Origin of the sequence: Streptomyces sp. NPDC006368, assembly GCF_040612535.1 — a bacterium.
GTDB lineage: Bacteria > Actinomycetota > Actinomycetes > Streptomycetales > Streptomycetaceae > Streptomyces.
Map to the genome: position 1 here is coordinate 1 of NZ_JBEXQK010000048.1, position 26,552 is coordinate 26,552.

24 protein-coding genes are annotated in these 26,552 nt (G+C 73.3%); 12 read left to right on the forward strand and 12 right to left on the reverse strand.

What is annotated here, in order from left to right; translation table 11 throughout:
• The first annotated feature begins 510 nt into the window (after nt 1-510).
• Nucleotides 511-1,509 carry a tryptophan--tRNA ligase gene (gene trpS / locus ABZZ38_RS26225; RefSeq protein WP_356744279.1) on the forward strand — a complete coding sequence of 333 codons (999 nt, stop codon included), beginning with the start codon at nt 511-513 and terminating at the stop codon, nt 1,507-1,509.
• A gap of 165 nt (nt 1,510-1,674) precedes the next feature.
• On the opposite strand, the gene proC is transcribed toward trpS, so the two are convergent.
• Nucleotides 1,675-2,484 carry a pyrroline-5-carboxylate reductase gene (gene proC, locus ABZZ38_RS26230; protein ID WP_356744281.1) on the reverse strand — a complete coding sequence of 270 codons (810 nt, stop codon included), beginning with the start codon at nt 2,482-2,484 and terminating at the stop codon, nt 1,675-1,677.
• A 246-nt stretch (nt 2,485-2,730) separates the two neighbouring features.
• On the opposite strand from proC, the gene ABZZ38_RS26235 reads away from it, so the two are divergent.
• Nucleotides 2,731-3,273, forward strand: a complete 543-nt coding sequence (locus ABZZ38_RS26235) for a hypothetical protein (protein WP_356744283.1) — start codon at nt 2,731-2,733, stop codon at nt 3,271-3,273.
• Between the two features lie 82 nt (nt 3,274-3,355).
• Here the strand turns inward: ABZZ38_RS26235 and ABZZ38_RS26240 are convergent, their stop codons facing one another.
• The 4 genes from ABZZ38_RS26240 to ABZZ38_RS26255 form a co-directional block, all read right to left on the reverse strand.
• Nucleotides 3,356-4,093, reverse strand: coding sequence for an ABC transporter permease (locus tag ABZZ38_RS26240; protein ID WP_356744285.1), 738 nt, complete (start codon nt 4,091-4,093; stop codon nt 3,356-3,358).
• Nucleotides 4,090-4,857, reverse strand: a complete 768-nt coding sequence (locus ABZZ38_RS26245; protein ID WP_356744287.1) for an ABC transporter ATP-binding protein — start codon at nt 4,855-4,857, stop codon at nt 4,090-4,092. The genes ABZZ38_RS26240 and ABZZ38_RS26245 overlap by 4 nt, the downstream gene beginning before the upstream one ends.
• A 154-nt stretch (nt 4,858-5,011) precedes the next feature.
• Nucleotides 5,012-5,563, reverse strand: coding sequence for a hypothetical protein (locus ABZZ38_RS26250; protein WP_356744289.1), 552 nt, complete (start codon nt 5,561-5,563; stop codon nt 5,012-5,014).
• 113 nt (nt 5,564-5,676) lie between these two features.
• Complete coding sequence (locus tag ABZZ38_RS26255) at nt 5,677-5,982, reverse strand: SH3 domain-containing protein (protein WP_356744291.1); 306 nt, start codon at nt 5,980-5,982, stop codon at nt 5,677-5,679.
• A 152-nt stretch (nt 5,983-6,134) separates the two neighbouring features.
• Between ABZZ38_RS26255 and ABZZ38_RS26260 the strand changes: the two genes are divergently transcribed.
• A complete protein-coding gene (locus ABZZ38_RS26260; RefSeq protein ID WP_356744292.1) occupies nt 6,135-8,222 on the forward strand; it encodes a serine/threonine-protein kinase in 2,088 nt (695 codons plus the stop codon).
• Nucleotides 8,223-8,383: 161 nt separating this feature from the next.
• Here the strand turns inward: ABZZ38_RS26260 and ilvD are convergent, their stop codons facing one another.
• The 4 genes from ilvD to ABZZ38_RS26280 form a co-directional block, all read right to left on the reverse strand.
• A complete protein-coding gene (gene ilvD, locus ABZZ38_RS26265) occupies nt 8,384-10,237 on the reverse strand; it encodes a dihydroxy-acid dehydratase (RefSeq protein WP_356744294.1) in 1,854 nt (617 codons plus the stop codon).
• A gap of 101 nt (nt 10,238-10,338) precedes the next feature.
• Nucleotides 10,339-10,965, reverse strand: a complete 627-nt coding sequence (locus ABZZ38_RS26270) for a TetR family transcriptional regulator (protein ID WP_356744296.1) — start codon at nt 10,963-10,965, stop codon at nt 10,339-10,341.
• Nucleotides 10,962-11,780 (reverse strand): sugar phosphate isomerase/epimerase, encoded by an 819-nt coding sequence (locus ABZZ38_RS26275; protein WP_356744298.1) that lies wholly within the window; start codon nt 11,778-11,780, stop codon nt 10,962-10,964. Before ABZZ38_RS26275 ends, ABZZ38_RS26270 begins: the two co-directional genes overlap by 4 nt.
• A gap of 23 nt (nt 11,781-11,803) precedes the next feature.
• Complete coding sequence (locus ABZZ38_RS26280) at nt 11,804-12,736, reverse strand: Ppx/GppA phosphatase family protein (RefSeq protein WP_356744299.1); 933 nt, start codon at nt 12,734-12,736, stop codon at nt 11,804-11,806.
• 39 nt (nt 12,737-12,775) lie between these two features.
• Here ABZZ38_RS26280 and ABZZ38_RS26285 point away from each other — a divergent pair, with 39 nt between their 5' ends.
• A complete protein-coding gene (locus ABZZ38_RS26285; protein ID WP_356744301.1) occupies nt 12,776-13,597 on the forward strand; it encodes a hypothetical protein in 822 nt (273 codons plus the stop codon).
• Nucleotide 13,598: 1 nt separating this feature from the next.
• Here the strand turns inward: ABZZ38_RS26285 and ABZZ38_RS26290 are convergent, their stop codons facing one another.
• The gene (locus tag ABZZ38_RS26290; RefSeq protein WP_356744303.1) at nt 13,599-15,272 is read right to left on the reverse strand and encodes a hypothetical protein; all 1,674 of its coding nucleotides are present in this window, start codon (nt 15,270-15,272) and stop codon (nt 13,599-13,601) included.
• Nucleotides 15,273-15,447: 175 nt separating this feature from the next.
• Here ABZZ38_RS26290 and radA point away from each other — a divergent pair, with 175 nt between their 5' ends.
• The gene (gene radA, locus ABZZ38_RS26295) at nt 15,448-16,851 is read left to right on the forward strand and encodes a DNA repair protein RadA (protein WP_356744305.1); all 1,404 of its coding nucleotides are present in this window, start codon (nt 15,448-15,450) and stop codon (nt 16,849-16,851) included.
• 351 nt (nt 16,852-17,202) lie between these two features.
• Nucleotides 17,203-18,327, forward strand: a complete 1,125-nt coding sequence (gene disA / locus ABZZ38_RS26300) for a DNA integrity scanning diadenylate cyclase DisA (protein ID WP_356744307.1) — start codon at nt 17,203-17,205, stop codon at nt 18,325-18,327.
• A 120-nt stretch (nt 18,328-18,447) separates the two neighbouring features.
• Here the strand turns inward: disA and ABZZ38_RS26305 are convergent, their stop codons facing one another.
• Nucleotides 18,448-19,287, reverse strand: coding sequence for a hypothetical protein (locus tag ABZZ38_RS26305; RefSeq protein WP_356744309.1), 840 nt, complete (start codon nt 19,285-19,287; stop codon nt 18,448-18,450).
• A gap of 186 nt (nt 19,288-19,473) precedes the next feature.
• Between ABZZ38_RS26305 and ABZZ38_RS26310 the strand changes: the two genes are divergently transcribed.
• The 6 genes from ABZZ38_RS26310 to cseC all read left to right on the forward strand — a co-directional run bounded on the left by ABZZ38_RS26310 (nt 19,474) and on the right by cseC (nt 24,878).
• Nucleotides 19,474-20,157, forward strand: coding sequence for a phosphatase PAP2 family protein (locus ABZZ38_RS26310; RefSeq protein WP_356744311.1), 684 nt, complete (start codon nt 19,474-19,476; stop codon nt 20,155-20,157).
• Nucleotides 20,158-20,182: 25 nt separating this feature from the next.
• Nucleotides 20,183-21,097 (forward strand): A/G-specific adenine glycosylase, encoded by a 915-nt coding sequence (locus ABZZ38_RS26315; protein ID WP_356744313.1) that lies wholly within the window; start codon nt 20,183-20,185, stop codon nt 21,095-21,097.
• 367 nt (nt 21,098-21,464) lie between these two features.
• Nucleotides 21,465-22,028 carry a SigE family RNA polymerase sigma factor gene (locus ABZZ38_RS26320; protein ID WP_356744315.1) on the forward strand — a complete coding sequence of 188 codons (564 nt, stop codon included), beginning with the start codon at nt 21,465-21,467 and terminating at the stop codon, nt 22,026-22,028.
• The gene (locus ABZZ38_RS26325) at nt 22,016-22,702 is read left to right on the forward strand and encodes a hypothetical protein (protein ID WP_356744317.1); all 687 of its coding nucleotides are present in this window, start codon (nt 22,016-22,018) and stop codon (nt 22,700-22,702) included. Before ABZZ38_RS26320 ends, ABZZ38_RS26325 begins: the two co-directional genes overlap by 13 nt.
• 131 nt (nt 22,703-22,833) lie before the next feature.
• Nucleotides 22,834-23,547, forward strand: a complete 714-nt coding sequence (gene cseB, locus ABZZ38_RS26330) for a two-component system response regulator CseB (RefSeq protein ID WP_356744319.1) — start codon at nt 22,834-22,836, stop codon at nt 23,545-23,547.
• Complete coding sequence (cseC, locus tag ABZZ38_RS26335) at nt 23,544-24,878, forward strand: two-component system sensor histidine kinase CseC (RefSeq protein ID WP_356744321.1); 1,335 nt, start codon at nt 23,544-23,546, stop codon at nt 24,876-24,878. Before cseB ends, cseC begins: the two co-directional genes overlap by 4 nt.
• A 77-nt stretch (nt 24,879-24,955) precedes the next feature.
• Here cseC and ABZZ38_RS26340 read toward each other — a convergent pair whose 3' ends face one another.
• Nucleotides 24,956-26,509, reverse strand: coding sequence for an MDR family MFS transporter (locus tag ABZZ38_RS26340; protein WP_356744322.1), 1,554 nt, complete (start codon nt 26,507-26,509; stop codon nt 24,956-24,958).
• Nucleotides 26,510-26,552 lie beyond the last annotated feature (43 nt).

Consider the following 26,552-nt stretch of genomic DNA (forward strand, 5'->3'; position numbering starts at 1 on the left):
TTTCCCTTTCCGGCGATTCCGACTCTATCAGATCCTTTCGGGCCTGATTCCCAGTCAGAGGGGCTGTCATCCCGACCCGTTGGGCCGTTCCGACGAGTGAGACTTTAGCGAATCTCCTGCCTCGACGCTAATCGGGGCCGCGCTCGTTCGAACGCCGATTCTCATTTCGCAAAAGCGCACGGAAAAGAAAACGACGTCATAAGGCGTCGCTCGCTTGGAGTGGTTCTTGCGGAATGGCTGTCCGGGGACCGACCGGGGTCGGCGCTCACGTCGGACAACTCGGAGAACACTACGGATCTCGTAAACCCGTGTCAACCCGGGGTGGAGGTGCGTAGTCTGGAGGCATGACAGCGCGTGTGTGCATCCTTCAGTGGTGGGCCGCCTGACGGCGGCCGGCAGACACGCATGCACTCAACGGCCGCCGCCTCGGCGGCCGTTCGCGTTTCTCCCCTCGGGAGGCCGGCCGTCGGTGGCGGGGGCCTCGACCGGAGGACAGGGAGAGGAAGCGCGATGACGCGGATCTTCAGTGGGGTCAAGCCGACAGGGCATCTGACGCTGGGCAACTATCTCGGGGCCGTACGGCGCTGGGTCGAGGTGGATCAGCACCGGGCCGAGGCGCTGTTCAGCGTGGTGGACCTGCACGCGCTGACCGTCGAGCACGACCCGGCGCGCGTGCGGCGGCTGAGCCGGCAGGCGGCGACGCTCCTGCTGGCCGCCGGGCTGGATCCGGACCGGTGCACCCTCTTCGTACAGAGTCATGTGGACGAGCACGCGCGGCTCTCGTACCTCCTGGAGTGCACGGCATCGGACGGGGAGCTGCGGCGCATGATCCAGTACAAGGAGAAGGGGACGCAGGCGCGGGCCGGTGGGGGAAGCGTCCGGGTGTCGCTGCTGACATACCCGGTGCTGATGGCGGCGGACATCCTGGCGTACGGGACCGACGAGGTGCCGGTGGGTGAGGACCAGGTGCAGCACGTGGAGCTCACGCGGGATCTGGCGGTGCGGTTCAACCACCGGTACGGGCACACGTTCACCGTGCCGAAGGCGATGCAGCCGCCGGTCGCGGCGCGGGTGCGGGATCTTCAGGACCCGACGTCGAAGATGGGGAAGTCGCACGCGGACGGGGCCGGGATCGTTTATCTGCTGGACGAGCCGGAGGTGGTGCGGCGGAAGGTCATGCGGGCGGTGACCGACAGCGGGCGGGACGTCGAGTACGACCGGGACGCCAAGCCGGGGGTGGCGAATCTGCTCGATGTGCTGGCGGCGTGCGGGGGCGGGAGCCCGGAGGCGCTGGCCGGTGCCTATGAGTCGTACGGCGCTTTGAAGAGGGATACGGCCGAGGCGGTGGTGGAGATGCTGAGGCCGCTGCGCGAGCGGCACGCGGAGCTGGTGGCCGACCCCGGTTACGTGGACGCGGTGCTGAGGGAGGGGGCCGAACGGGCGCGGGGGATGGCGCGGCCCGTGGTGGACCGGGCCTATCGGGCCATCGGGCTCCTGCCCGCGGGCTGACGCCTGAAGGCGGGGGCCAGGGCACTGCGGGACTGCAGCTCCGGCCAGGACGTGCTGTCGTGGCGGTGCTTGAGGCGCGACGCGTGATGCGTGATGCGTGATGCGTGATGCGCCCGTGTGCGGTGGCGGGGCCGCCGCACACGGGCGCATCGGGGGTCGGTGGGGTCAGCCGTTGCCGGAGGCGAGTTCGCGGCTGCGGTCGCGGGCGGCTTCCAGCGCGGCGATCAGGGCGGCTCGTACGCCGTGGTTCTCCAGCTCCCGGATGGCGCTGATGGTGGTGCCGGCGGGGGACGTGACGGCTTCGCGGAGCTTGACCGGGTGTTCGCCGCTGTCGCGGAGCATCACGGCGGCGCCGATGGCGGCCTGGACGATCAGGTCGTGCGCCTGGGCGCGGGGCAGGCCGAGGAGGATCCCGGCGTCGGTCATGGCTTCGACGAGGAAGTAGAAGTACGCCGGGCCGGAGCCGGAAAGCGCGGTGGCCGCGTCCTGCTGGGACTCGGGGACGCGGAGGGTCTTGCCGACGCCGCCGAAGATCTCCTCGGCGTGGGCGAGGTGGTCCTGGGTGGCGTGGCCGCCGGCGGAGATCACGGACATGCCCTCGTCGACGAGTACGGGGGTGTTGGGCATGACACGGACGACCGGGGTCCGCGCGGTGAGGCGTTCCTCGATGAACGTGGTGGTGATGCCGGCGGCGGCGCTGATGACGAGGCGGTCGGGCGTGATGTGGGGAGCCAGCTCTTCGAGGAGCTTGGCCATGTCCTGGGGCTTGACCGCGAGGATGAGGGTGTCGGCGCGCTTGGCGGCGTCGGCGTTGGAGACGGCCTCGACGCCGTAGCGGGTGCGGAGCTCCTCGGCGCGCTCGGAGCGGCGGGTGGTGACGAGGAGGTGGCCGGTCGGCCAGCCGGCGCGGATCATGCCGCTGAGCAGCGCTTCGCCGATCTTGCCGGTGCCGAGGATTGCGACTGTCTGGGTCATGGCTGAACTTCACCTCGCCGGTGGGGGTACGTGTCGCCATCCTCGCATCGGTGGCGATGTCGGGGGCGCGGTGTCCGCGGAGCGGTACGGGCGGTCTGTTCAGGGGTTCGGGATGACTCGGCCGGTGCTGTCGTGGAGGTGGTGGTGGGACATCCGCCGAGGGTAGGGAGCGGGGTGACGCGGCGGAACCCATTTCTGGTGGCGGCGGTCCTACCGGGCGGCCGGCGGGGCGGGAAGGGGGCGGTCATGTCCGGTGACCTGTCGGGTGGGGTGTCAGGTGGGCTGTCCGGCGAGGCCGAGCGGGGTGAGCTCCGGTTCGTACTGCGGGACCTGAGCCGTTCGGGGGGTGAGGTGTTGCGCCCCTGTGAGCTGCGGAGACGGCGGAGACGGGCCGTGGGGGCCGGGCTCGTCGCGGTGGTGGTACTGGGAGCGGTGGCGCTTCTGCCGGGCAGCCGGCCGGGGGTGCGGGGGACGCCCGTCTCGGTGTGGGTGTCGGTGGACGCGGGGGCCGAGCGGCTGACGGTGGAGCGGGGTGGTGAGCCCGTCCGTGTGCTGGTGGCGCGGGCGGCCGGTGGTGGGGGGCGCTCCCTGCCCGCGGGTCGGTTGACCGTGGTGGCGAAGAGCGCGCGGCGCGGTGAGGCGAGGTGGGTCGTGGAGCTGGCGGGACCCGAGGGGTTCGTGGGGCGGGTGTGGGCGGGGCCTGGGGAGGGGGCGGTGGCGCTGCGGGACGTGGACGCGGAGTGGCTGCACGGGGAGCTGGAGGTGGGGGACGTGGTGGAGGTGCGGTGACGGGGGCAGCCGGTCGAGGGCCCCGTGAGGGGCGGCACTCGGTCGAGGACAGGCGGTCGAGGGCTGCGGTCAGGGGGTGGCGTCAGGAGGTGCGGCGGCGGAGGGTGGCCGCGCCGAGGGTGAGGACCAGGAGCGCGCAGGCCGCGACGATCAGGGCGTCGCGGATGAAGTCGGCCGTCATGTCGGTGTGGCGAAGGACCTGGGTCATCCCGTCGACGGCGTACGACATGGGGAGCGCGTCGGAGATGCCCTCCAGAACCGGCTGCATGCGGTCGCGCGGCGTGAACAGGCCGCACAGCAGCAGCTGCGGGAAGATCACGGCCGGCATGAACTGGACCGCCTGGAACTCGGAGGCTGCGAACGCCGAGACGAACAGGCCCAGCGCCGTGCCGAGCAGCGCGTCGAGCAGGGCCACCAGGAGCAGCAGCCAGGGCGAGCCGGTGACGTCGAGGCCCAGGACCCAGAGCGCGAGTGCGGTGGCGAGGGCGGACTGGACGATGGCGAGCAGGCCGAAGGCGAGGGCGTAACCGGCGATGAGGTCGGCCTTGCCGAGCGGCATGGCCAGGAGGCGTTCGAGGGTGCCGGAGGTGCGTTCGCGCAAGGTGGCGATCGAGGTCACCAGGAACATGGTGATCAGGGGGAAGATGCCCAGCAGCGAGGCGCCGATGGAGTCGAAGGTGCGGGGGCTGCCGTCGAAGACGTACCGGAGCAGGAAGAGCATCAGGCACGGCACGAGGAGCATGAGGGCGATCGAGCGCGGGTCGTGGCGCAGTTGGCGCAGGACGCGGGCGGCGGTGGCGAGGGTGCGGGAGCCGTTCATCGCTGGGCCTCCTGGCGGGCGTCGGCCGCGTCGACGAGGTGGAGGAAGGCCTCTTCGACGGTGGCGGTGGCGTGGTGGCGGCGCAGTGCGTCGGGGGTCTCGTCGGCGAGGAGTTCACCCTCACGCATGAGGAGGAGGCGGTGGCAGCGTTCCGCCTCGTCCATGACGTGCGACGAGACCAGGATCGTGGTGCCCCGGTCGGCGGCGACGCGGTGGAAGAGCTGCCACAGGTCGCGGCGCAGGACGGGGTCGAGGCCGACGGTCGGCTCGTCGAGGACCAGGAGTTCGGGGGTGCCGAGCAGGGCGACGGCGAGGGAGACGCGGCTGCGCTGGCCGCCGGAGAGGTTTCCGGCGAGGGCGTCGGCGTGTGCGGTGAGGTCGACGTCGGTGAGGGCGCGGGCGACGGAGGCGGCACGGGTGTCGTGGTGTGCGCGGCCCGGCCGGAGGACGGCCGCGAAGTAGTCGAGGTTCTGCCGGACGGTGAGGTCGTCGTAGACGGAGGGTGCCTGCGTGACGTACCCGATGCGGGCGCGCAGGGAGGCGTCGCCGGCGGGGCGGCCGAGGACGGTCAGCGTGCCGGTGACCTTGGCCTGGGTGCCGACGATGGCGCGCATGAGGGTGGTCTTGCCGCAGCCGGACGGGCCGAGGAGGCCGGTGATCTGTCCGGGCGGTACGGCGAAGTCGAGCCCGCGCAGGACGGTGCGGGCCCCTCGTACGACGGTGAGGCCGCGGGCCTCGATCGCGGCTCCCGACAAATTCATCATGTGATGAATACTGCGCCTGGGGGGTCGCCACGTCAAGGAAGGGCGGTGTTCCGCGGGGACGGCGCGGCCTCAGGCCGACGGGCCCGCGCTGCGTCGGCGCGGGGCATCGCGTACGGGCGCGTCGACGGCGCCCGGACACGTGGGCACTGAACGGCTAGGCGCGCTTCGGCTTCCGCTTGCGGCCGGCCGGGTTGCCGGTGCGGGTGGCGCGGCGCTTGGCGTACTGGGCGCGGGCCAACTCGTATTCGGCGCGCGCGAGCTTCTCGCCGGGCGCCTCGGTGAGCGAGCGGAGGAAGTAGGCGAGGAGGGAGCCGAGGAAACCGATGGCCTTCAGGCCCCGCAGCGCCTCCTCGCGGGCCGGGTCGGCGGGGCGGCGCCGGAACCCCTCCCAGGTCTTGCGGAACGCGATCGCGGTGCAGACGGCGAACATCACGACCAGGAGGGCGTTGACGAAACCGCCGACGTCCGCGATCGACAGCCCCTGGTACGCGAAGCGGAGCACGAGGGCACCGGCGACGGCGGCCCCGAGGGAGCCGGCGGCGGCACCGGCGCGCCGCAGCCCGTACCCGCCGTCGTGGTCGACCCATGTCGTGCCGAAGAAACGGAGGGGTTCGGGCTGCGGCCCGGCGGGCGTGCCCGTGCCGGTCGACGCGCCGCTCGCCGCGCCGGCCGACGTGCCCGTGGTCTTGTCCGTCTGGTCGCTCACAGGCTCGATTATCCCCGGAGCCGTTTCCCGACGCGGAGCGGACGTCCAGGTCCGGGCAGGTCATGTCCCGGCAGGTCAGGTCCGGGCAGTCAGTTCACGTCACGTCCGTCACGTCAGGAGCAGCGCGGTGCGACGTACCCGTCGCTGCCCGTCTTCACGTACGCGTCCGAGACGAACTCGCCGTCGGCGATGTTGTCCCAGAGGGCGGTCGTGCCGTACGGGCCGGTGATGCGCTCGCCGGGCTTCTGGCAGTAGACCGGCACCCGCACGTCGTACGCGAGCGTGCGGATGATGCGGTACTGGGTGCCGGGTCCCGAGCGGACGTTGACCCGGTGGCCGGGTGCGACCGGGTACCGGACCACGTCGGCGGTGGATGCCGTCGTGGTGACGGTCTCCGTGGTGACGTCGGTGTCTTCCATGGGCTGTGCCCCTCCCCCGTTGCGTTGCGCTGGGCTTCGCAGTGTGTGACGCGCGCAGGCTAGCAAGCCCCACCGACATCGGACGCACCATCAACTAGGCTCCGTGCGTCGCATGCGCGGCCGCAATTCGACGGGGACCACGGGGGTGGGCGATGCCGCCGTTGCCGGGATACACCGGTACGTACCGCCTGGAGGCACGTCTCGGCTCGGGCGGGATGGGTGTCGTGCACCTCGCCCGGTCCGCTTCTGGACTGCGCCTCGCGGTGAAGGTGGTGCACGAACAGTACGCCGCCGACCCCGAGTTCCGGGCCCGGTTCCGGCAGGAGGTGGCCGCGGCCCGCCGGGTGAGCGGGGCGTTCACCGCGCCGGTCGTGGACGCCGATCCGGAAGCCGAGCGGCCCTGGATGGCCACCCTGTACGTGCCCGGTCCCACGCTCGCCGACCAGGTGAAGCGGAACGGCCCCATGGCGCCCGCGGAGCTGCGCCGCCTGACGGCCGGGCTCGCGGAGGCGCTGCGCGACATCCACCGCGCCGGTGTCGTGCACCGCGACCTCAAGCCCGGCAACGTCCTCCTCACCGACACCGGACCGCGCGTCATCGACTTCGGCATCTCGCGCCCCCTGGACAGCGACCTGCGCACGGAGACGGGCAAGCTGATCGGGTCGCCGCCGTACATGGCGCCCGAGCAGTTCCAGCGTCCCCGGGAGGTCGGCCCGGCGGCGGATGTGTTCGCGCTCGGTTCGGTGCTGGTGCACGCGGCGACGGGGCAGGGGCCGTTCGACGACGGCAGCCCGTACGTCGTCGCCTACCAGGTGGTGCACGACGACCCGGATCTGGTGGGCGTGCCGGCCGAGCTCGTGCCCCTCATCCGCCGCTGCCTGGCCAAGGAGCCGGGTGAGCGCCCGACGCCGGACGAGATCATGGCGGAGCTGCGCCCGCCCTCGTACGAGGCGACCGCGTTCATACCGGCGCAGCGGCGCAGCGAGGCGCCCGCGCCCTTCGAAGCGCCGACCGAAGCGCCGACCGGAGCTCCGCCCACCGCGCCGGTGCGGCGGCCTGCGCGCGGTCCCGCCCGCCGGCTCCTCGTGGCCGCCGCGGCCCTCGCGCTCCTGGCGGCCGGCGGGGTCACGGTGTGGGCCCTGGGCGGCGCCGACCGGGCACCGGCGCCCGGGGCCGCCCGTGGTGCCGGGGCGGTGACCGGCGCGCCGTGGCGGACCCCGCTGGGTGGCGCTTCCGGTGACGCGGCGCCCGTGTGCGCGTACGCGGACGGCGCCCTGTACTGCGCGGCCCACGGCGCCGGGCTCGCCCGCATCGACCCGGCCGACGGCAGGGTCGTGTGGTCCCGGAAGGCCGGCGAGCTCACCGATCCGGTCGCCTCGGGCGGCCTGCTGCACGCCGTCGACCCGGGGGGCAGCCTCCGGACGTACGCACTCGCCGACGGCTCGCCCCGCTGGAGCGCCGGCCTCTCGGCGTACAGGGGCGGTGTCCACCACGCCGGGGACACCGTGCTGTTCACCGCGCCGTCGGGCACGGTGACGGCCACCGGCGGTGCCACCGGCCGGACGCGGTGGCGGAAGCCGCTGCCCGGCCACGCCCACCCGCACTTCGGCCCGTACAGCGACCGCACGGGGCTCGTGTACGCCTTCGAGACCTCCGCCACGGGGACGACGACGCTGATCAGCGCGGTCCGGCCGGCGGACGGCTCCCTCGCGTGGCAGCGGCGGCTGGACGGCGACCTGACGCCGGTCGGGGCGGACGGCGGCGTACTGCGTCTGACGTCACGCGACCGCGATTCGCGGACGGACGCCCTGGTGCGGTACGACCCGCGCCGTCGGACCGCCGAGCGCGTACCGCTGCCGTTCCCGATGGCGGAGCCTCAGGTCGTGCTGCGTGGGGACGCGGCGTACCTGCTCGCCCGCAACGGCACGCTGGTCGCCGTCGACACGGCGCGCGGGAAGGAGCTGTGGCGGCTGGAGACGGCTGCCGGGCGGGTGTCGCGGCCCGTGGCCGCCGGCGGGGACCGGTTGTACTTCTCCGCCGCCGACGGCAGGCTCCTGGCCGTCGACGCCGCGCGGGGCGCGCTCCTCGGCCAGACGGCGCCCCGGCTGCGCGGCGGGAAGCTGGGCTACGCCGCTTCCCTGCCCGCGCCGTTGGTCACCGCCGACGGCGGGACGGTCGTCGCCACCGCGCCGGACGGGTCGGTCTTCGCGGTCGACGCCCGCGACCCGGCGCGGTGGTGACCGGCCGGCGGTGAGCCGCCGAGCGGCCTTTCCGGGCGCCACTGGGCCGAGCCCGTCGAGGAGCGCGACGGTGTCCCGGCCCGCGCGAAAGGCGGCTCCGGTCGGCGCCGCACCTGTCGGTGTGGCCGACGGGTGCGGTCAGCCCGCACGGGTCTGAGCGGTCAGCCCAGCTTGGTGACGTCGCGGACGGCACCCTTGTCGGCGCTCGTGGCCATCGCCGCGTACGCCCGCAGCGCCGCCGACACCTTGCGGTCGCGGTTCCTCGGCGCGTACACGCCGCCCAGCGCCTCGCGGCGGGCCGTCAGCGTGGCGTCGTCGACGAGGAGCTCGATGGAGCGGTTCGGGATGTCGATGCGGATCCGGTCGCCGTCCTCGACCAGCGCGATCGTGCCGCCGCTCGCCGCCTCCGGCGACGCGTGGCCGATCGACAGGCCCGACGTACCGCCCGAGAAGCGGCCGTCCGTGATCAGCGCGCAGGTCTTGCCCAGGCCGCGCCCCTTCAGGAAGGACGTCGGGTAGAGCATCTCCTGCATGCCCGGGCCGCCCTTCGGGCCCTCGTACCGGATGACGACGACGTCACCGTCCGTGATCTCCTTGCGGAGGATCTTGTCGACGGCCTCGTCCTGCGACTCGCAGACGACCGCCGGGCCCTCGAAGGTCCAGATCGACTCGTCGACGCCGGCCGTCTTCACGACGCAGCCGTCGACCGCGAGGTTGCCGCGCAGGACAGCGAGGCCGCCGTCCTTGGAGTAGGCGTGCTCGGCGGAGCGGATGCAGCCCTCGGCGGCGTCCACGTCCAGCGAGTCCCACCGCTCGGACTGCGAGAAGGCCTCGGCGGACCGGCGGCAGCCGGGCGCGGCGTGCCACAGCTCCACGGCCTCCGCGGACGGGGAGCCGCCGCGCACGTCCCACGTCTTGAGCCAGTCGCCGAGCGAGGGGCTGTGCACGCAGTGCACGTCCTCGTTCAGCAGCCCGGCGCGGTGCAGTTCGCCGAGGAGGGCGGGGATGCCGCCGGCGCGGTGCACGTCCTCCATGTAGTACGTGCGGTCCTTCGCGACGTTCGGCGCGACCTTGGCCAGGCACGGCACGCGGCGCGAGACGGCGTCGATCTCCTCCAGACCGAAGGGGACGCCCGCCTCCTGGGCGGCGGCCAGCAGGTGCAGGATCGTGTTGGTGGAGCCGCCCATGGCGATGTCGAGGGCCATGGCGTTCTCGAAGGCCGCCATCGTGGCGATGTTGCGCGGCAGGACGGACTCGTCGCCCTGCGCGTAGTACCGGTCGGTGAGCTCGACGACCGTGCGGGCGGCGTTCTCGTACAGGGCGCGGCGGGCGGTGTGGGTGGCGAGCGTCGAGCCGTTGCCGGGGAGGGAGAGGCCGATGGCCTCGGTCAGGCAGTTCATCGAGTTGGCGGTGAACATGCCGGAACAGGAGCCGCAGGTCGGGCAGGCGTTCTCCTCGATACGGAGGATGTCCTCGTCCGAGATCTTGTCGTTGACGGCGTCCGAGATGGCGTCGACGAGGTCGAGCGTACGGACCGTGCCGTCGACGAGCGTGGCCTTGCCGGACTCCATCGGGCCGCCGGAGACGAAGACCGTGGGGATGTTGAGGCGCAGGGCGGCCATCAGCATGCCCGGGGTGATCTTGTCGCAGTTGGAGATGCAGATCAGGGCGTCGGCGCAGTGCGCTTCGACCATGTACTCGACGCTGTCCGCGATCAGGTCGCGGGAGGGCAGGGAGTACAGCATGCCGCCGTGGCCCATGGCGATGCCGTCGTCGACGGCGATCGTGTTGAACTCGCGCGGGATGGCGCCCGCCTCCTTGATCGCCTCGGAGACGATCCGGCCGACCGGCTGGAGGTGGGTGTGGCCGGGCACGAACTCGGTGAAGGAGTTGGCGACGGCGATGATCGGCTTCCGCCCGATGTCCGCACCCGGTACACCGGAGGCGCGCATAAGGGCGCGGGCGCCCGCCATGTTGCGGCCGTGGGTGACGGTGCGGGACCTCAGCTCGGGCATGGTCGCTCAGCTCCTATGAGAGGACAGGGAGGTGTCTCCTTCGAGCGTACGCCGCAGGCTCCAAGATCTGGACGCCGCGTCCGGATGGCGGGACGCGGCGCTCATACCCCGGTCGGGGAGGGCCCCTCCGTCAGGTACCGCTGCAAGGTGGGCGCCACCATCGCCACGATCTGTTCCGGCGGCGCCGATGCCAGGGGCTCCACACGGATGACGTACCGCAGGATCGCGATGCCGATCATGTGCGAGGCCGCCAGCTCCGCGCGGAACTCCGGGTCCGGTACGTCGAGGTCGGCGGCCACCCGCTCCAGGAGGCGCCGCAGCACGAAACCGCGCAGCACCGTGGCCGCCGCCTCGTGGGTCAGCGCCGAGCGCATGATCGCGAGCAGGGGCGCGCGGGTCGCCGGGTTCTCCCAGACGCCGAGGAAGTAGCGGGCCAGCCGCTCCCCGACGCCCTCGGCACCCTCGCCGAGGACCGCCGGGATGACCAGGGCCGGCTCGAAGGAGACCTCGATGGCGGCGGCGAACACCTCGTCCTTCGTACCGAAGTAGTGGTGGACGAGCGCGGCGTCGACACCGGCCGCCTTGGCGATGCCGCGCACCGACGTCTTGTCGTACCCGCGGTCGGCGAATTCGTCGCGGGCCGCCCGGAGGATCCGCTCGCGCGCGCCGGGGCCGGCGTCGGAGGCGGCGCGCGGCGGCCGGCCGCGTCCTCTGCGCGGCTCCGTCACGGGATGCGCGCCGACGAGGCCAGGTGCAGCCGGGTGAAGGCCAGCGCCTCCGCCAGATCGGCCTCGCGTTCGGCGGCGGACATCGCGCGCCGCGTATTGACCTCGATGACGACGTGCCCGTCGAAGCCGGACCGGGCCAGGTGCTCCAGCAGCTCGGCGCACGGCTGCGTACCGCGCCCCGGCACCAGGTGCTCGTCCTTCGCGGAGCCCCGCCCGTCGGCCAGGTGCACGTGCCCGAGCCGGTCCCCCATGCGGGCGACCATGTCCATCGCCTCCACGCGCGCGGTGGCGGTGTGCGACAGGTCGACGGTGTAGTGGCGGTAGTCGTCCTTGGTGACGTCCCACTCCGGGGCGTACGCGAGCATCTCGCGGTCCCGGTAGCGCCACGGGTACATGTTCTCGACGGCGAAGCGGACGTCGGTCTCGTCGGCCATCCGCCAGATGCCGGTGACGAAGTCACGGGCGTACTGGCGCTGCCAGCGGAACGGCGGATGGACGACGACCGTCGACGCGCCGAGCTTCTCGGCCGCCGCCCGGGCGCGCTGCAGCTTCACCCACGGGTCGGTGGACCAGACCCGCTGGGTGATCAGCAGACACGGCGCGTGGACGGCGAGGATCGGGACCTGGTGATAGTCGGAGAGGCGGCGCAACGCCTCGATGTCCTGACTGACCGGGTCGGTCCAGACCATGACCTCGACGCCGTCGTAGCCCAGGCGCGCGGCGACCTCGAAGGCCGTCGCCGTCGACTCCGGGTAGACCGAGGCCGTGGACAGGGCGACCTTCGCATCCGGCACGCGCACCACTCGTTCTGCCACGAGGGACAGGGTACGGGCCCCGGCTAGGAGGCCGGGAGGTGGTCCAGGCGTCGCAGGATGACGCCTTCGCGCAGCGCCCAGGGGCAGATCTCCAGCTCCGCGACGCCGAGCAGGTCCATCGCACCCTCCGCGACCAGCGCTCCTGCCAGCAGCTGCGGCGCGCGGCCCGCGGAGACGCCGGGCAGGGTGCAGCGCTGCTCGGTGGTCATGGCGGCCAGCTTGGGGACCCACTCCTCCAGTGACGTTCGACTCAGTACGCGCTGGACGTACCGGCCCTCGCCGGAGCCGGCCGCACCGGCGAGCCGGGCCAGCTGCTTGAACGTCTTGGACGTCGCCACGACGTGGTCCGGCGGCCCGAAGCGGGCGATCTCACCGACCGTGCGGGCTATCTCGGTGCGTACGTGGCGGCGCAGCGCCTTCACGTCGTCGGGGTCCGGCGGGTCGCCGGGCAGCCAGCCGGCGGTCAGCCGCCCGGCGCCCAGGGGCAGGGAGACGGCCGCGTCGGGCTCCTCGTCGATGCCGTACGCGATCTCCAGGGAGCCGCCGCCGATGTCGAGGAGCAGCAGCTTCCCGGCGGACCAGCCGAACCAGCGGCGGGCGGCGAGGAAGGTCAGCCGGGCCTCCTCCTCGCCGGTGAGGACCTGCAGGGCGACGCCGGTCTCGTCCTTGACCCGCCGCAGGACGGCGTCGGCGTTGGCGGCGTCGCGGATGGCGGAGGTCGCGAAGGGCAGGACGTCCTCGCAGCCCTTGTCCTCGGCGGTGCGCAGGGCGTCGCCGGTGATGGTGACGAGCCGCTCGATGCCGCGGGCGCCGATGGCGCCGTCCGCGTCGAGGAGCTCGGCGAGGCGCAGCTCCGCCTTGTGCGAGTGGGCGGGCAGCGGGCGGGCGCCGGGGTGCGCGTCCATGACCAGCAGGTGCACCGTGTTCGAACCGACGTCGAGGACTCCGAGTCTCATGGACGAAACGCTACTGCGCGCGGCGCATACGCTTGGTGTGTGCCAAAGACGAAGAAGGCGAAGAAGGCGAACTCCGATCTCCCCATCACGCCCGTACCGGACGAAAAGGGACTGGACTTTCCCCGTGCCTGGGTGGAGTTCCCGGACCCGGCCGACGACGAGCAGGTCTTCCGCTGCGACCTGACCTGGCTGACGTCGCGCTGGTCCTGCGTCTTCGGCAGCGGCTGCCAGGGCATCCAGGCGGGCCGGGCGGACGACGGCTGCTGCACGCTGGGCGCGCACTTCTCGGACGAGGAGGACGAGCAGCGCGTCGCCTCGTACGTGGGCCGGCTGACGCCCGACCTGTGGCAGTTCCACGACGTGGGCAAGGCGTCCGGCTGGGTGCAGCTCGACGAGGACGGCGAGCGCCAGACGCGGCGCTGGGAGGGCTCCTGCATCTTCCAGAACCGCCCGGGCTTCCGGGGCGGCATGGGCTGCTCACTGCACATCCTGGCGCTCAGGGAGGGCAAGGAGCCCCTGGAGACGAAGCCGGACGTCTGCTGGCAGCTTCCGGTCCGCCGTACGTACGACTGGATCGACCGCCCCGACGACACGCGCGTGCTGCAGATCTCGATCGGCGAGTACGACCGCCGCGGCTGGGGCCCGGGCGGGCACGACCTGCACTGGTGGTGCACGTCGGCGACGTCGGCGCACGGGGCCGGGGAGCCGGTGTACGTGACGTACCGGCCGGAGCTGACGGAGCTGATGGGCAAGGCGGCGTACGACGTGCTGGTCGAGCTGTGCGAGGCCCGCCTGGCCTCCCAGCTGCCGCTGCTGGCCCCGCACCCGGCGGACCCCGCACCCGGGAACCCCGGGAGCTGAGTCAGTTCGGCGGCGGCTGGGGCGGCGGGTCCGTCGGGGGCGGCGTGTCCGAGGGCGTCGTCGGGTCGGGGGACGGGGACGGCGGTGGGGACGAGGGCGACGACGGTGTCGGCGTCGGGTCCGGCGTGGTCGGCGAAGACGGGTCCGGCGCGGACGAAGGGGGCGGCGTGGGGTCGTCCGCCGGCGGGCGGTGAGCGCCGTGGCCGTCCAGCTCGATGACGGCGCCCGCCGGGTCGACGCGCACCCGCGCGCTCCAGGGTCCGGACGGCTCCCGGTCGCGGTCGACGGAGACGTACACGGTGACGGACCGGCCGGGGCTCAGCGTGCCGGACGAGCGGCTCGCGTGGAGCCAGGGCGCGTCCGTCCACAGCGACCAGGTCACCGGGGCGCCACCCGACGCCGTGAGCGTGAGCATCGTCATGCCGTCGCCGGCCGGCTGGGCCGCGACCGTGATGCGGCCGGGGCCCGGCCGCCCGGGGCGGGACGGCGGGGCCGGGGTGCCCGCGCTGATCACCTCGACGGAGACCGCGCGGCGCCCGCCGGGCTCGCTGCGGGCGCTGCCCGTGTGTTCGTAGCGGCCGCGCGGCCGGTCCGCCACCGAGCCGTCGGGGCGCACCTCGTCCATCTCGCCGGCGTTGATCGTCGCCGCGTCGCGCGCCTCGCCCGTCAGCGGCGCCCCGCGGTACGCCGCCCACAGCGCCAGCACCGGTGCGGCGACCACGGTGGCGACCACGGTCGTCGTCACCGCCCGCGCCCGCATCCGGTCGCGCCGCGCGGCGTGGTCCTTGGGGTCCAGCGGGAACCCGTCCCGCCCGAACCGGGGCCCTCCCGTGCGGGCGCGCGGCACGTGGAGCATCGCGGCGTACGCCTCGGCCCGCGGCGCCTCGATGAGCGGCAGCCTCGCGGGGGTGACCGAGGCGCCCGGCCACGGGCCGCACGCTCCGGCGCGCTCGGCGGCGCGGCGGCAGCGCGGGCAGTCGTCGACGTGCCGGACGAGCTCGCGCCGCAGCGTCGCGGAGAGCAGCACCTGGTGGTCGCCGGCGAGCCGGGCGACGGCCGGGCAGCCGCCGGTCTCGACGACCGCGAGGGCGGCGCGGGTCCGCTCCACCTCGCACGCGCCCGCGGACAGCAGCTCGCGCGCGGCGAGCGGCTCCATGCCGAGCACGGCGGCGACCTCGCGGGCGCCCAGCCGGTGGCGTACCGCGAGCTCCAGGGCCTCGCGCTGCTGCGGCGTCGTCCCGGCGGCCTCGGGCCAGGCGAGCCGGGCCAGCTCACGGCGGCGCAGCTCGGCGGTCTCCTCGGGAACCCGCGGCACGGCGGGGGGCTGCCCGGTGTGCGCCCCCTGCCGTCTGCGCCGTTGTTCGCGCTGCGCGCCGAGCTCCCGCAGGCAGGCCCAGCGGGCGAGCGCGTACAGCCACGCCTTGCGCTCGGCGTCACCACCGGGGCACCGCCCGAACTGGCGTTCCGAGATGGCCAGGACGTCACCGAGCACGGCGGTGGCCGTGTCGTGGTCGCACAACACGGACAGGCAGTACGTGAACAACCCGTCCAGGTACGGCTCGTAGCGCGCCGGCGGACGCTGCGTCAGGGTCCGGGTCCCGCCGCGGGGCGCGCGGCGCGGCGCCCGGTGTGCGCCGGTGGTGTGCGTGGGGGGCTCCAGCCTGCTGCTCGTCACCCGGCGACCGTAGGCGGGCGAAGGCACACCCTTCGTATGGCTTCCGCTCTTTTAACACTTACGGGTGAACGTATCCCTCAAAAGGGGACAGGAGGTTTTGCTTCCGGATCGTGGTGGGCGCTATAGGGCGTTCGGGGCGCGGGGCGTTGTCAGTGGGGGCCGCTACGGTTTGCGCATGGCTGCCCGTACGAAATCCGCGAAGGACCGGCCCTCCTACCGCTGCACCGAATGCGGCTGGACGACCGCCAAGTGGCTCGGCCGCTGCCCCGAGTGCCAGGCCTGGGGGACGGTCGAGGAGTACGGCGCGCCCGCCGTCCGCACGACCGCCGCCGGCCGGGTCTCCACCGCGGCGCTCCCCATCGGCCAGGTCGACGGCCGGCAGGCCACCGCCCGCTCCACCGGCGTGGACGAGCTGGACCGTGTCCTGGGCGGCGGTCTGGTGCCGGGCGCCGTCGTGCTGCTCGCGGGCGAGCCGGGCGTCGGCAAGTCCACCCTGCTGCTGGACGTCGCGGCGAAGGCGGCGAGCGACGAGCACCGCACGCTGTACGTCACGGGCGAGGAGTCCGCGAGCCAGGTCCGGCTGCGCGCCGACCGGATCAACGCCCTGAACGACCACCTCTACCTGGCCGCCGAGACGGACCTGTCCGCGGTGCTGGGCCATCTGGACGCCGTCAAACCGTCCCTCCTCATCCTCGACTCCGTACAGACCGTGGCCTCCCCGGAGATCGACGGGGCGCCGGGCGGCATGGCCCAGGTCCGCGAGGTCGCCGGCGCCCTGATCCGCGCCTCCAAGGAGCGGGGCATGTCCACGCTCCTGGTGGGCCACGTCACCAAGGACGGCGCGATCGCCGGACCCCGCCTCCTGGAACACCTCGTCGACGTCGTGCTGTCCTTCGAGGGCGACCGCCACGCCCGCCTGCGCCTGGTCCGGGGTGTCAAGAACAGGTACGGCGCGACCGACGAGGTCGGCTGCTTCGAACTGCACGACGAGGGCATCACCGGCCTCGCCGACCCGTCGGGCCTGTTCCTCACCCGCCGCGCCGAGGCCGTCCCCGGCACCTGCCTGACCGTCACCCTCGAAGGCCGCCGCCCCCTGGTCGCCGAGGTCCAGGCGCTCACGGTCGACTCCCAGATCCCCTCCCCCCGGCGCACCACGTCCGGCCTGGAGACGTCCCGCGTCTCGATGATGCTGGCGGTCCTGGAGCAGCGCGGCCGGATCACGGCCCTCGGCAAGCGCGACATCTACTCGGCGACGGTCGGTGGCGTGAAGCTGTCCGAACCCGCCGCGGACCTGGCCATCGCGCTCGCCCTGGCGTCCGCCGCGAGCGACACCCCGCTGCCCAAGAACCTGGTCGCGATCGGCGAGGTCGGCCTCGCGGGCGAGGTCCGGCGCGTGACGGGCGTCCAGCGGCGCCTGGCCGAGGCGCACCGCCTGGGCTTCACCCACGCCTTGGTCCCGGTCGACCCGGGCAGGGTTCCAGCGGGCATGAACGTCATCGAGGTCGCCGACATGGGCGACGCCCTGCGCGTCCTCCCCCGCACCCGCCGCCGAGCCCCGGAGAAGGAACCGACCTCATAGAGACCGCCCTCGGCCGGGAACGGCCCTTGAGGACCACCGGCCCGCACCCGGCCCGCGACACCTTGTGGGGGCCGTGCAGAGTCTTCCCCGCGAGGGTGGGGTCCCTCACTCCGGGGGAGAGCCGAGCCGGGGAGGGGTCCCGGCCCCCACCGGTGGTGCCGCACCCCGAGGTGCGGCGAGGCGCCCCTGGAACGCCCCTGGACACCGCTCCCGGCGCACCCGCGCCGCACGGCTCACCGGCCCTGCGGAGCCCGGCGGAGACGGCCGCCGGGTCGTGGCGCGGACCGGCGGTGGGCGGGGTCGCTAGACTTTGCCCTGGTCTCGCCCATCCGTACGAGCCGGAGGAGTGCAGTGGCAGCCAAGGACGGGGCAGCAGCTCCCGGAAAGTCCGGCGCGGGCTCCGGCAACGAGGCGCTCATGCGCGCCTCGCTCAGCGCGGTCGCGCCCGGAACGTCCCTGCGCGACGGCCTGGAGCGCATCCTCCGCGGTAACACCGGTGGTCTCATCGTCCTCGGCATGGACAAGACCGTCGAGTCGATGTGCACGGGCGGCTTCGTGCTGGACGTGGAGTTCACCGCGACCCGGCTGCGCGAGCTGTGCAAGCTGGACGGCGCGCTCATCCTCGACAAGGACATCACCAAGATCCTCCGGGCCGGCGTGCAGCTGGTCCCTGACGCGTCCATCCCGACGGAGGAGACCGGCACCCGGCACCGCACGGCGGACCGGGTGTCCAAGCAGTGCGGTTTCCCCGTGGTCTCCGTCTCGCAGTCGATGCGTCTGATCGCGCTGTACGTCGACGGCGAGCGCCGCGTCCTGGAGGAGTCGGCCGCGATCCTCTCGCGCGCCAACCAGGCGCTCGCGACCCTGGAGCGGTACAAGCTGCGCCTCGACGAGGTCGCCGGCACGCTGTCCGCGCTGGAGATCGAGGACCTGGTGACCGTCCGGGACGTCACCGCCGTCGCGCAGCGCCTGGAGATGGTCCGGCGCATCGCCACCGAGATCGCCGAGTACGTCGTCGAGCTCGGCACGGACGGCCGGCTCCTCACCCTCCAGCTCGACGAGCTGATCGCGGGTGTCGAGCCCGAGCGGGAACTGGTCGTGAGGGACTACGTACCGGAGCCCACGGCCAAGCGCTCCCGTACGGTCGCCGAGGCGCTGACCGAGCTGGACGCGCTCAGCCACGCCGAGCTGCTGGAGCTGCCCATCGTGGCCCGCGCCCTGGGGTACACCGGTTCGCCCGAGGCGCTCGACTCGGCGGTCTCGCCGCGCGGCTACCGGTTGCTGGCCAAGGTGCCGCGGCTGCCCGGCGCGATCATCGAGCGGCTCGTGGAGCACTTCGGTGGCCTGCAGAAGCTGCTCGCGGCGAGCGTGGACGACCTGCAGACCGTCGACGGTGTCGGCGAGGCGCGGGCCCGGAGCGTGCGCGAGGGGCTGTCGCGGCTCGCGGAGTCCTCGATCCTCGAGCGGTACGTCTAGCGCTGCCCGCCCGAGTGCGCACCGCCCCCGGGCCCTTCCGGGAGCCGGGCGCTCGGCGGCCCGGGCCCTTCCGGAAGCCGGCGCTTCCGGAGGCCCGGCACTTCCGGGAGCCGGGCGTGCTCAGTCCTTCGTGAGCGTGAACGACGCCGGGAGTACCTTCGCGCCCGGCACCGCCGCCTCCACCAGGTAGGTTCCCGCTCCGGCGGCCCGGCCCCCGGCCGGTGTCGCGCACTGCGGGGCGCTGCGGCGGCGGTCCCACTCGACGACGTGCGTGACGGTCCCGCCCGCCGGGACGCGCAGGAGCAGGGTGCCGGCGCCGCGCGGGCAGTCCTTCGACGACCACATCCGGTCGGCCTCGCTGTCCTTGATGGTCAGCACCGCCGTCCGGGGCCCGAAGTCGGCCTTGCAGGTGGTGCCGGAGGTGTTGCGGGCGACCAGCTCGAACCGCGGCGTCTCGCCCGGTGCGTACGTCACCTTCGTACTGCGCAGCGTGAGCCTCAGCGTGCCCGGGGAGCAGGTGGGAAGGGGGGAGTCCGCGGGGACCTGATCGGCACGGCCGCCACCGCCAACGCCGGTTGCAGTGCCTCCGCCTGACACGGTGTCACCGTTCTTGCCGTCGCCTCCCGCGCCGGGGCCCGTACCGCCGCCGTCACCACCGCCGGACGCGCCCGCCGCTCCGGAGGTACCACCGGAGCCCGCCGGGTCGCCGGATTCGTCGCGCCCGCCGGGCTGGTTGCTGATGGCCGGTCCGGGCCGGGAAGGGCCGGGGGTGATGGAGGGCACGGGCGTGGCTCCGTTGGCGCCGTCGCCCCCGCCGCCCGGCTTCCCGTCGTCGCCACCGGAACTGACGCCCCATACGATCAACAGCGCGAGCAGCGCGACCAGACTCGCCGCGACTGCCCTCCGTCGCCAGTAGATGGAGGAGGGAAGCGGCCCGACCGGATTGCGCAGAGATCCCACGGCCCAAACTGTACGAGAGATCGGCGCCAACTCCCGCCCCACCCGCCGCCCGCGCACGAAGTTTTGCCGATGATCACACTCCAGGGCCGCGTTTCGGTGTCCGGTGGCCCCTTTCCTGCCGTCCGGGGTGCCCCGGGACGATGGCGACGGGTGGCCGCGCCCGGGCGCCAGGTACCGTCCGTAACCATGAGCCAGGACCTCTACCTCGACATCACCGACTTCGCCCACGACACGCCGGGCTGGGTCCAGCACCTCGCCGAACTCTGGACGGAGGCGGGGCTGCTGCTCTTCGGCGTGCTGTTCCTCGTCGCCTGGTGGCGTGCGCGCCCCGACGCCTCCCGGGCCGTGGCGCTCGCCGTCCTCGCGCCGCTCGGGACCGCCTTCGGTTACGTGGTCAGCGAGTTGACCAAGTCGGTGATCGACGAGGAACGCCCGTGCCGCGCGGTCGCGGGCGCCGCCGCGTCGCTCGTGCAGTGCCCGCCGTACGGCGACTGGTCCTTCCCCAGCAACCACTCCGCGATCGCGGGCGCGGCGGCCGTCGCGCTGGCGATGGCCTGGCGCCGGATCGTCTGGCTCACTGTGCCGATGGCGCTGCTGATGGCGTTCTCGCGCGTCTTCGTGGGTGTGCACTACCCGCACGACGTGGCCGCCGGCCTGGTCCTGGGCGCGCTGGCCGCCGTCCTCTTCGTACGGTTGCTGACCGGACCGACCGGGGCGCTCGTCGGGACGATGCGTACGAGCCGGTCGGCCCTCGCGACCTGGCTGGCGGGGCCCGGGCCCCGCGTCACCGGGCCGACCGGCACGCCGGGTGCGCCGGGTGCGCGACCCGCGCGGCACCGGCGCCGGGAGCCGATGCACCGCCGCGGCTGAGGAACGTGCCAGGATCGTCAGTGCCATGACTGCGACGACTGCGACCGAGACCCCCGCCCCCGGCAACCGACCCGACCTGCACACACCCGTCCTCGCCTGGTTCGAGCAGCACGCCCGCGACCTGCCCTGGCGCCGCCCCGAGGCGGGCGCCTGGGGTGTGATGGTCAGCGAGTTCATGCTGCAGCAGACCCCGGTCAGCCGGGTCCTCCCGGTGTACGAACAGTGGCTGGCCCGCTGGCCCCGCCCCGCCGACCTGGCCGCCGACGCGCCCGGCGAGGCGGTCCGCGCCTGGGGCCGCCTCGGCTACCCGCGCCGCGCGCTGCGCCTGCACGGCGCGGCCGTCGCGATAACCGAACGGCACGGTGGCGACGTGCCGAGCGGGCACGCGCAGCTCCTCGCGCTGCCCGGCATCGGGGAGTACACGGCCGCGGCGGTCGCCTCGTTCGCGTACGGGCAGCGGCACGCCGTCCTGGACACGAACGTGCGCCGGGTCCTCGCCCGGTCCGTCACGGGCGTGCAGTACCCGCCGAACGCCACCACCGCGGCGGAGCGCAAGCTGGCCCGCGCGCTGCTGCCGGACGACGAGGCCACGGCGGCGCGCTGGGCCGCGGCCTCCATGGAGCTCGGCGCGCTGGTGTGCACCGCGAAGAACGAGGACTGCGGGCGCTGCCCGATCGCCCCGCACTGCGCGTGGCGGCTGGCGGGCAAGCCGGCGCACGACGGCCCGGCGCGGCGCGGCCAGACGTACGCGGGGACGGACCGCCAGGTGCGCGGCAAGCTCCTCGCCGTCCTGCGGGACGCGGTGGCTCCGGTGGAGCAGGCCGCGCTGGACGCGGTGTGGGACGAGCCGGTGCAGCGGGCCCGCGCGCTGGACGGGCTGGTGGCGGACGGGCTGGTGGAGCCCCTGGCGGGCGGCATGTACCGGCTGCCGGTGCGCTGAGGCCCCGCGGCGGGGCCGATCCGGGCCGCACGTCGTATCCGGGGCGACCCGGGTGCGACGTGCCCGGACCGCCCGGGCCCGGCGCCCGGGTGTGACGTGCCCAAGCCGCCCGGGGCCCGGGCACGTCACCGAGCCGGGCGGACCCACGCGTCCGGGCACGTCACAGAGCCCGGCGCGCGGAGCCGGCAAGGCCCGGTCCGTCTGTTACACCATCGCTGTTACACAACCGATGGACAGCCGTGCGTCCGCCGACGGCTGCCTCGGACAACCCCGTGACAAGAGCTCCGTAGCGTCTTCGACGTCAGACCGGCGGTGCGGCGAACGCACCGCTGACCACGGGGATTCACGGGGACGGAGGCGGTTCGGGATGTCGCATGGCGAGGTGCTCGAATTCGAGGAGTACGTACGCACTCGGCAGGACGCCCTGCTGCGCAGCGCCCGGCGGCTCGTCCCGGACCCCGTCGACGCCCAGGACCTGCTCCAGACGGCTCTGGCCCGCACGTACGGCCGCTGGGACGGCATAGCGGACAAGGCGCTCGCCGACGCGTACCTCCGCCGGGTGATGATCAACACGCGGACCGAGTGGTGGCGCGCCCGCAAGCTGGAGGAGGTGCCCACCGAGCAGCTGCCCGACGCGTCCGTCGACGACGCCACCGAGCAGCACGCCGACCGGGCCCTCCTCATGGACGTGCTGAAGGTGCTGGCGCCCAAGCAGCGCAGCGTCGTCGTGCTGCGGCACTGGGAGCAGATGAGCACCGAGGAGACCGCCGCCGCGCTGGGCATGTCGACCGGTACGGTGAAGAGCACGCTTCACCGGGCCTTGGCCCGGCTCCGTCAGGAGCTGGAGAACCGAGCCGTCGACACCGACGCCCGCCCCCTGGAGCGCAAGGAACGCAGTGACGAGCGGGGGCGGGAGCGGTGCGCGGCCTGAGCGCCAGAGACAACTCGTACGGGAACAGCGGCACCACCGGCGGCATCCGGGCGGCGGGCACCACGGCGACGGCCGTGCTCGCCGCCCTCGGCCTGCTCACGGCCGGCTGTTCCACGGGCGGTACCGGGATGCGCGACGAGGGCGCGGCCCGCACCGACCAGTCGACCCCGTCGTCCGCCCCGACGCCGCCCTCCGGCTCGTCCTCCATCAAGAAGATCGACCCGGTCCAGCTGCTCAAAAGTGACCCGAAGGTCAGCGATCAGGTCAAGGACGACCTCAAGCCGTGCGTGGCGGACGCGTACCCGGTGGACACCTCGTACGGGAATCTCACCGGCAGCGGGCAGCCGGATGTGGTGGTGAACGTGCTCACGTGCGGCGATGCCGTGGGCATAGGGACGTATGTGTACCGCGTGACGGAGAAGAAGTACGAGAATGTCTTCGCCGTCGAGGAGCCGGCCGTGTACTCGGCGATCGACCGGGGCGACCTGGTGGTCACCAAGCAGGTGTACGACAAGGGCGACCCGGTCGCGTACCCGTCGGGCGAGGACGTGATCACGTACCGCTGGGTCGGGAACAGGTTCAGCGAGCACGACCGGGTGCACAACGAGTTCAGCAAGGCGCTCGGCGACGGCGGCATCGACGGGCCGGCCCCGAGCTCGCCGCCGGAGAACTGAACGCCCGGAACCGGACCGCCGGAACCGGACGCCCGGAACCGGACGCCCACAGGTGAGCCCCAGAATGGGAGCGCCGGGCGCCGGGCAGAGCCGGGCGCCGAGAACGAGAGCTGAGACTGAGAGAGCGCGGGATGGCCGAGACCCATGTCCTGTTCGTCGAGGATGACGACGTCATCCGCGAGGCCACGCAGCTCGCCCTGGAGCGGGACGGCTTCGCGGTGACCGCCATGCCGGACGGGCTGTCCGGGCTGGAGTCGTTCCGTGCGCGGCAGCCGGACATCGCGCTGCTCGACGTCATGTTGCCCGGCATGGACGGCGTGAGCCTGTGCCGGCGCATCCGCGACGAGTCGACCGTGCCGGTGATCATGCTGTCGGCGCGCGCCGACTCCATCGACGTCGTACTCGGCCTGGAGGCCGGTGCCGACGACTACGTCACCAAGCCGTTCGACGGAGCGGTGCTGGTGGCCAGGATCCGCGCCGTGCTGCGTCGTTTCGGGCACGCGACCGGCGGAGCCGCCGGTACGGGTGACGGCTCCCAGCAGAGCGGGCACGACCAGGGCGGCACCCTCGTCTTCGGTGACCTGGAGATCGACACCGAGGGCATGGAGGTGCGCAGGGACGGCGCCCCGGTGGCGCTGACACCGACGGAGATGCGGCTGCTGCTGGAGTTCTCGTCAGCGCCCGGCACCGTCCTGTCGCGCGACAAGCTGCTGGAGCGCGTCTGGGACTACGGCTGGGGCGGCGACACCCGCGTCGTGGACGTCCATGTGCAGCGGCTCCGTACGAAGATCGGCCAGGACCGGATCGAGACGGTCCGCGGCTTCGGCTACAAGCTCAAGGCATGAAGCGGCTCGCCCTGCGCACCGGCGTCCGCTGGAAGATCTCCATCGCCATCGCGGCCGTCGGCGCCCTGATCGCGGTCGCGCTCAGCATCGTCGTCCACAGCGCCGCCCGCGTCTCCATGCTGGAGAACGCGCGCGAGGTGCAGATGGAGCGGCTGCTGTTCGCGCAGCGCATGTACGAGTCGGCCAAGCCGAAGGGCGAGCCGCGGTTCGGCACGAAGCTCAACGACCCCGCCCTGCCGCCGGAGCTGGAACAGCTCATGCGGGAGCGGCGGCGCGGGACCTTCGTCCGGGACGGCGGCCCCGGCGCGCCCGACGTATGGGCCGCCGTGCCCCTCGCCAACGGTGACGTGCTGTCGCTGCGCACCCGGTTCGCCGGCCGCTCCACCACGATCATGAAGGACCTGGACCAGGCGCTGGTCGTCGGTTCCGTGTCGACCGTCTTCGGCGGCTGCGCGCTGGGCGTGCTCATCGGCGGGCAGCTGTCGCGGCGGCTGCGCAAGGCCGCCACCGCGGCCGGCAAGGTCGCCCAGGGCAACACCGGGGTGCGCGTCCGCGACGCGATCGGCGGCGTCGTACGGGACGAGACCGATGAGCTCGCGCGCGCCGTCGACGCCCTGACCGACGCGCTGAACGAACGGATCGAGGCGGAGCGCCGCGTCACCGCCGACATCGCGCACGAGCTGCGTACGCCCGTGACCGGGCTGCTCACCGCCGCCGAGCTGCTACCGCCCGGGCGGCCCAGCGAACTCGTGCGGGACCGGGCGCAGGCCATGCGCACGCTGGTCGAGGACGTGCTGGAGGTGGCCCGGCTGGACAGCGCGTCGGAGCGGGCGGAGCTCCAGGAGATCGCGCTCGGCGAGTTCGTCAGCCGGCGGGTGCGGGTGCTCGACCCGGACGCCGAGGTGCGGGTCGTGCACGAGTCCTGGGTCAACACCGACCCGCGCCGCCTGGAGAGAATCCTCGGCAACCTGCTGGCCAACGCCGCCAAGCACGGCAAGCCGCCGGTCGAGATCACCGTCGAAGGGCGCGTGCTGCGGGTGCGCGACCACGGGCCGGGGTTCCCCGAGGCACTGCTGCGGGAGGGGCCGAGCCGATTCCGTACCGGGGCGAGCGACCGCGCCGGGCACGGTCACGGGCTGGGCCTGACGATCGCGGCGGGCCAGGCCCGTGTGCTGGGCGCCCGGCTCACCTTCCGCAACGCCGCCCCCGAGGGGACGGCGCCGGGGGCGGGCGGGGCGATCGCGGTCCTGTGGCTGCCGGAGCACGCGCCGACGACGACGGGGAGCTTTCCGGTCCTGCGGCTTCCGGGGGGCGACGCGACGCCGGGGTGAGGCGGGGCGCCGGTGGGTGCGGGGCGCCGTGGGTGCGGTGTGCCCTGCCGTTCCTCGCGGCGCGCCCGCGTGGTGGGTCAGGTCGAGGCGCCGGCCAGTTCGGGGGCGTCCTCGGGCGACGGCTTCGGGTCGCGCGGGCCCGCTCCCTTCAGCGGGACCTCCTTGACGAAGAAGGCCGCAAGGAACCCGAGCACCGCGACCGTCGCGGCCACCAGGAACGCGATGTGCGTGCCGGACGCCACCGCGAACTGGTACGCCTCGCGCACCGGGTCCGGCAGCTTCGCGAGGGCCTCCGCCGTCAGCTGCGCCGACTGCTGGGTGGCCGCGCCGCCGCCGCGCGCCGCCATCTCGTCCTGCACCCGGCTGGTGAACAGCGCCCCCATGATGGCGACGCCGAAGGACGAGCCGAGCGTGCGGAACAGGGTGGTGGCGGACGAGGCGACGCCCATGTCCTTCAGCTCGACGCTGTTCTGGGCGACGAGCATGGTGATCTGCATCAGGAAGCCCATGCCGGCGCCGAGGACCGCCATGTAGACGGCGGACGTGAGGCGGGACGTGCCCGTGTCCATCTGGGCGAGCAGGAAGAGGCCGAGCACCATCAGGCCGCCGCCCACGATGGGGAAGATCTTGTACTTGCCGGTGTTGGTGGTGACCCGGCCCGCGATCAGCGAGACGACCATCATGGCCAGCAGCATCGGCAGGAGCAGCAGCCCGGAGTTGGTGGCGGACGCGCCCTGTACGGACTGCTGGTACAGCGGCAGGAAGAGGACGGCTCCGAACATCACGAAACCGGTGAGGAAGCCGATCACCGACATGAGGGTGAAGTTGCGGTTGCGGAAGATGTGCAGCGGGATGATCGGCTCGGCCGCGCGGGTCTCGACGAGGAGGAAGCCGACGAGGGCGACGACGCCGATGGCGATCAGTTCCATGATCACGGCGGAGGTCCAGGCGTACTCCGTGCCGCCCCAGGTGGTGACCAGGACGATCGACGTGATGCCGATGGTCAGCAGGGCGGCGCCGAGGTAGTCGATCCGGGTCTGCCCGGTCCGCTCCTTCCTCGGCAGGTGGAGCACGACGGTGACCATGGCGAGCGCGACCGCGCCCAGCGGCAGGTTGATGTAGAAGGACCAGCGCCAGCCCCAGTGGTCGGTGATGGTGCCGCCGACCAGCGGTCCGCCGATCATGGCGAGGGCCATGACGCCGGCCATCATGCCCTGGTACTTGCCGCGTTCCCGCGGGGGTATCAGGTCGCCGATGATCGCCATGACCCCGACCATCAGACCACCGGCGCCCAGGCCCTGGACGGCGCGGAAGCCGATGAGCTGGCCCATGTCCTGCGCCATGCCGCTGAGCGCCGAGCCGATCAGGAAGATCACGATGGAGGTCAGGAAAGTGCCCTTGCGGCCGTAGAGGTCGCCCAGCTTGCCCCAGATCGGGGTGGAGGCGGCGGTGGCCAGGGTGTACGCGGTCACCACCCAGGAGAGGTGGGCGAGGCCGCCGAGCTCACCGACGATCGTCGGCATCGCCGTACCTATGATCATGTTGTCGAGCATGGCGAGCAGCATCGCGATCATCAGCGCGAGCAGGACCACCCGCACACTGCGTTCCGGTCGTTCCTTCGATTGGGCCATGTCCCCCAGCTCCCCTTACTTGCCGCCCGGCTAGTTACCTACA

Coding starts and splice junctions, on each gene's coding strand:
- trpS (WP_356744279.1), top strand. CDS start 511: ATGACGCGGATCTTCAGTGGGGTCAAGCCGACAGGGCATCTGACGCTG.
- proC (WP_356744281.1), bottom strand. CDS start 2,484: ATGACCCAGACAGTCGCAATCCTCGGCACCGGCAAGATCGGCGAAGCG.
- ABZZ38_RS26235 (WP_356744283.1), top strand. CDS start 2,731: ATGTCCGGTGACCTGTCGGGTGGGGTGTCAGGTGGGCTGTCCGGCGAG.
- ABZZ38_RS26240 (WP_356744285.1), bottom strand. CDS start 4,093: ATGAACGGCTCCCGCACCCTCGCCACCGCCGCCCGCGTCCTGCGCCAA.
- ABZZ38_RS26245 (WP_356744287.1), bottom strand. CDS start 4,857: ATGATGAATTTGTCGGGAGCCGCGATCGAGGCCCGCGGCCTCACCGTC.
- ABZZ38_RS26255 (WP_356744291.1), bottom strand. CDS start 5,982: ATGGAAGACACCGACGTCACCACGGAGACCGTCACCACGACGGCATCC.
- ABZZ38_RS26260 (WP_356744292.1), top strand. CDS start 6,135: ATGCCGCCGTTGCCGGGATACACCGGTACGTACCGCCTGGAGGCACGT.
- ilvD (WP_356744294.1), bottom strand. CDS start 10,237: ATGCCCGAGCTGAGGTCCCGCACCGTCACCCACGGCCGCAACATGGCG.
- ABZZ38_RS26280 (WP_356744299.1), bottom strand. CDS start 12,736: ATGAGACTCGGAGTCCTCGACGTCGGTTCGAACACGGTGCACCTGCTG.
- radA (WP_356744305.1), top strand. CDS start 15,448: ATGGCTGCCCGTACGAAATCCGCGAAGGACCGGCCCTCCTACCGCTGC.
- ABZZ38_RS26310 (WP_356744311.1), top strand. CDS start 19,474: ATGAGCCAGGACCTCTACCTCGACATCACCGACTTCGCCCACGACACG.
- ABZZ38_RS26315 (WP_356744313.1), top strand. CDS start 20,183: ATGACTGCGACGACTGCGACCGAGACCCCCGCCCCCGGCAACCGACCC.
- ABZZ38_RS26320 (WP_356744315.1), top strand. CDS start 21,465: ATGTCGCATGGCGAGGTGCTCGAATTCGAGGAGTACGTACGCACTCGG.
- cseB (WP_356744319.1), top strand. CDS start 22,834: ATGGCCGAGACCCATGTCCTGTTCGTCGAGGATGACGACGTCATCCGC.
- cseC (WP_356744321.1), top strand. CDS start 23,544: ATGAAGCGGCTCGCCCTGCGCACCGGCGTCCGCTGGAAGATCTCCATC.
- ABZZ38_RS26340 (WP_356744322.1), bottom strand. CDS start 26,509: ATGGCCCAATCGAAGGAACGACCGGAACGCAGTGTGCGGGTGGTCCTG.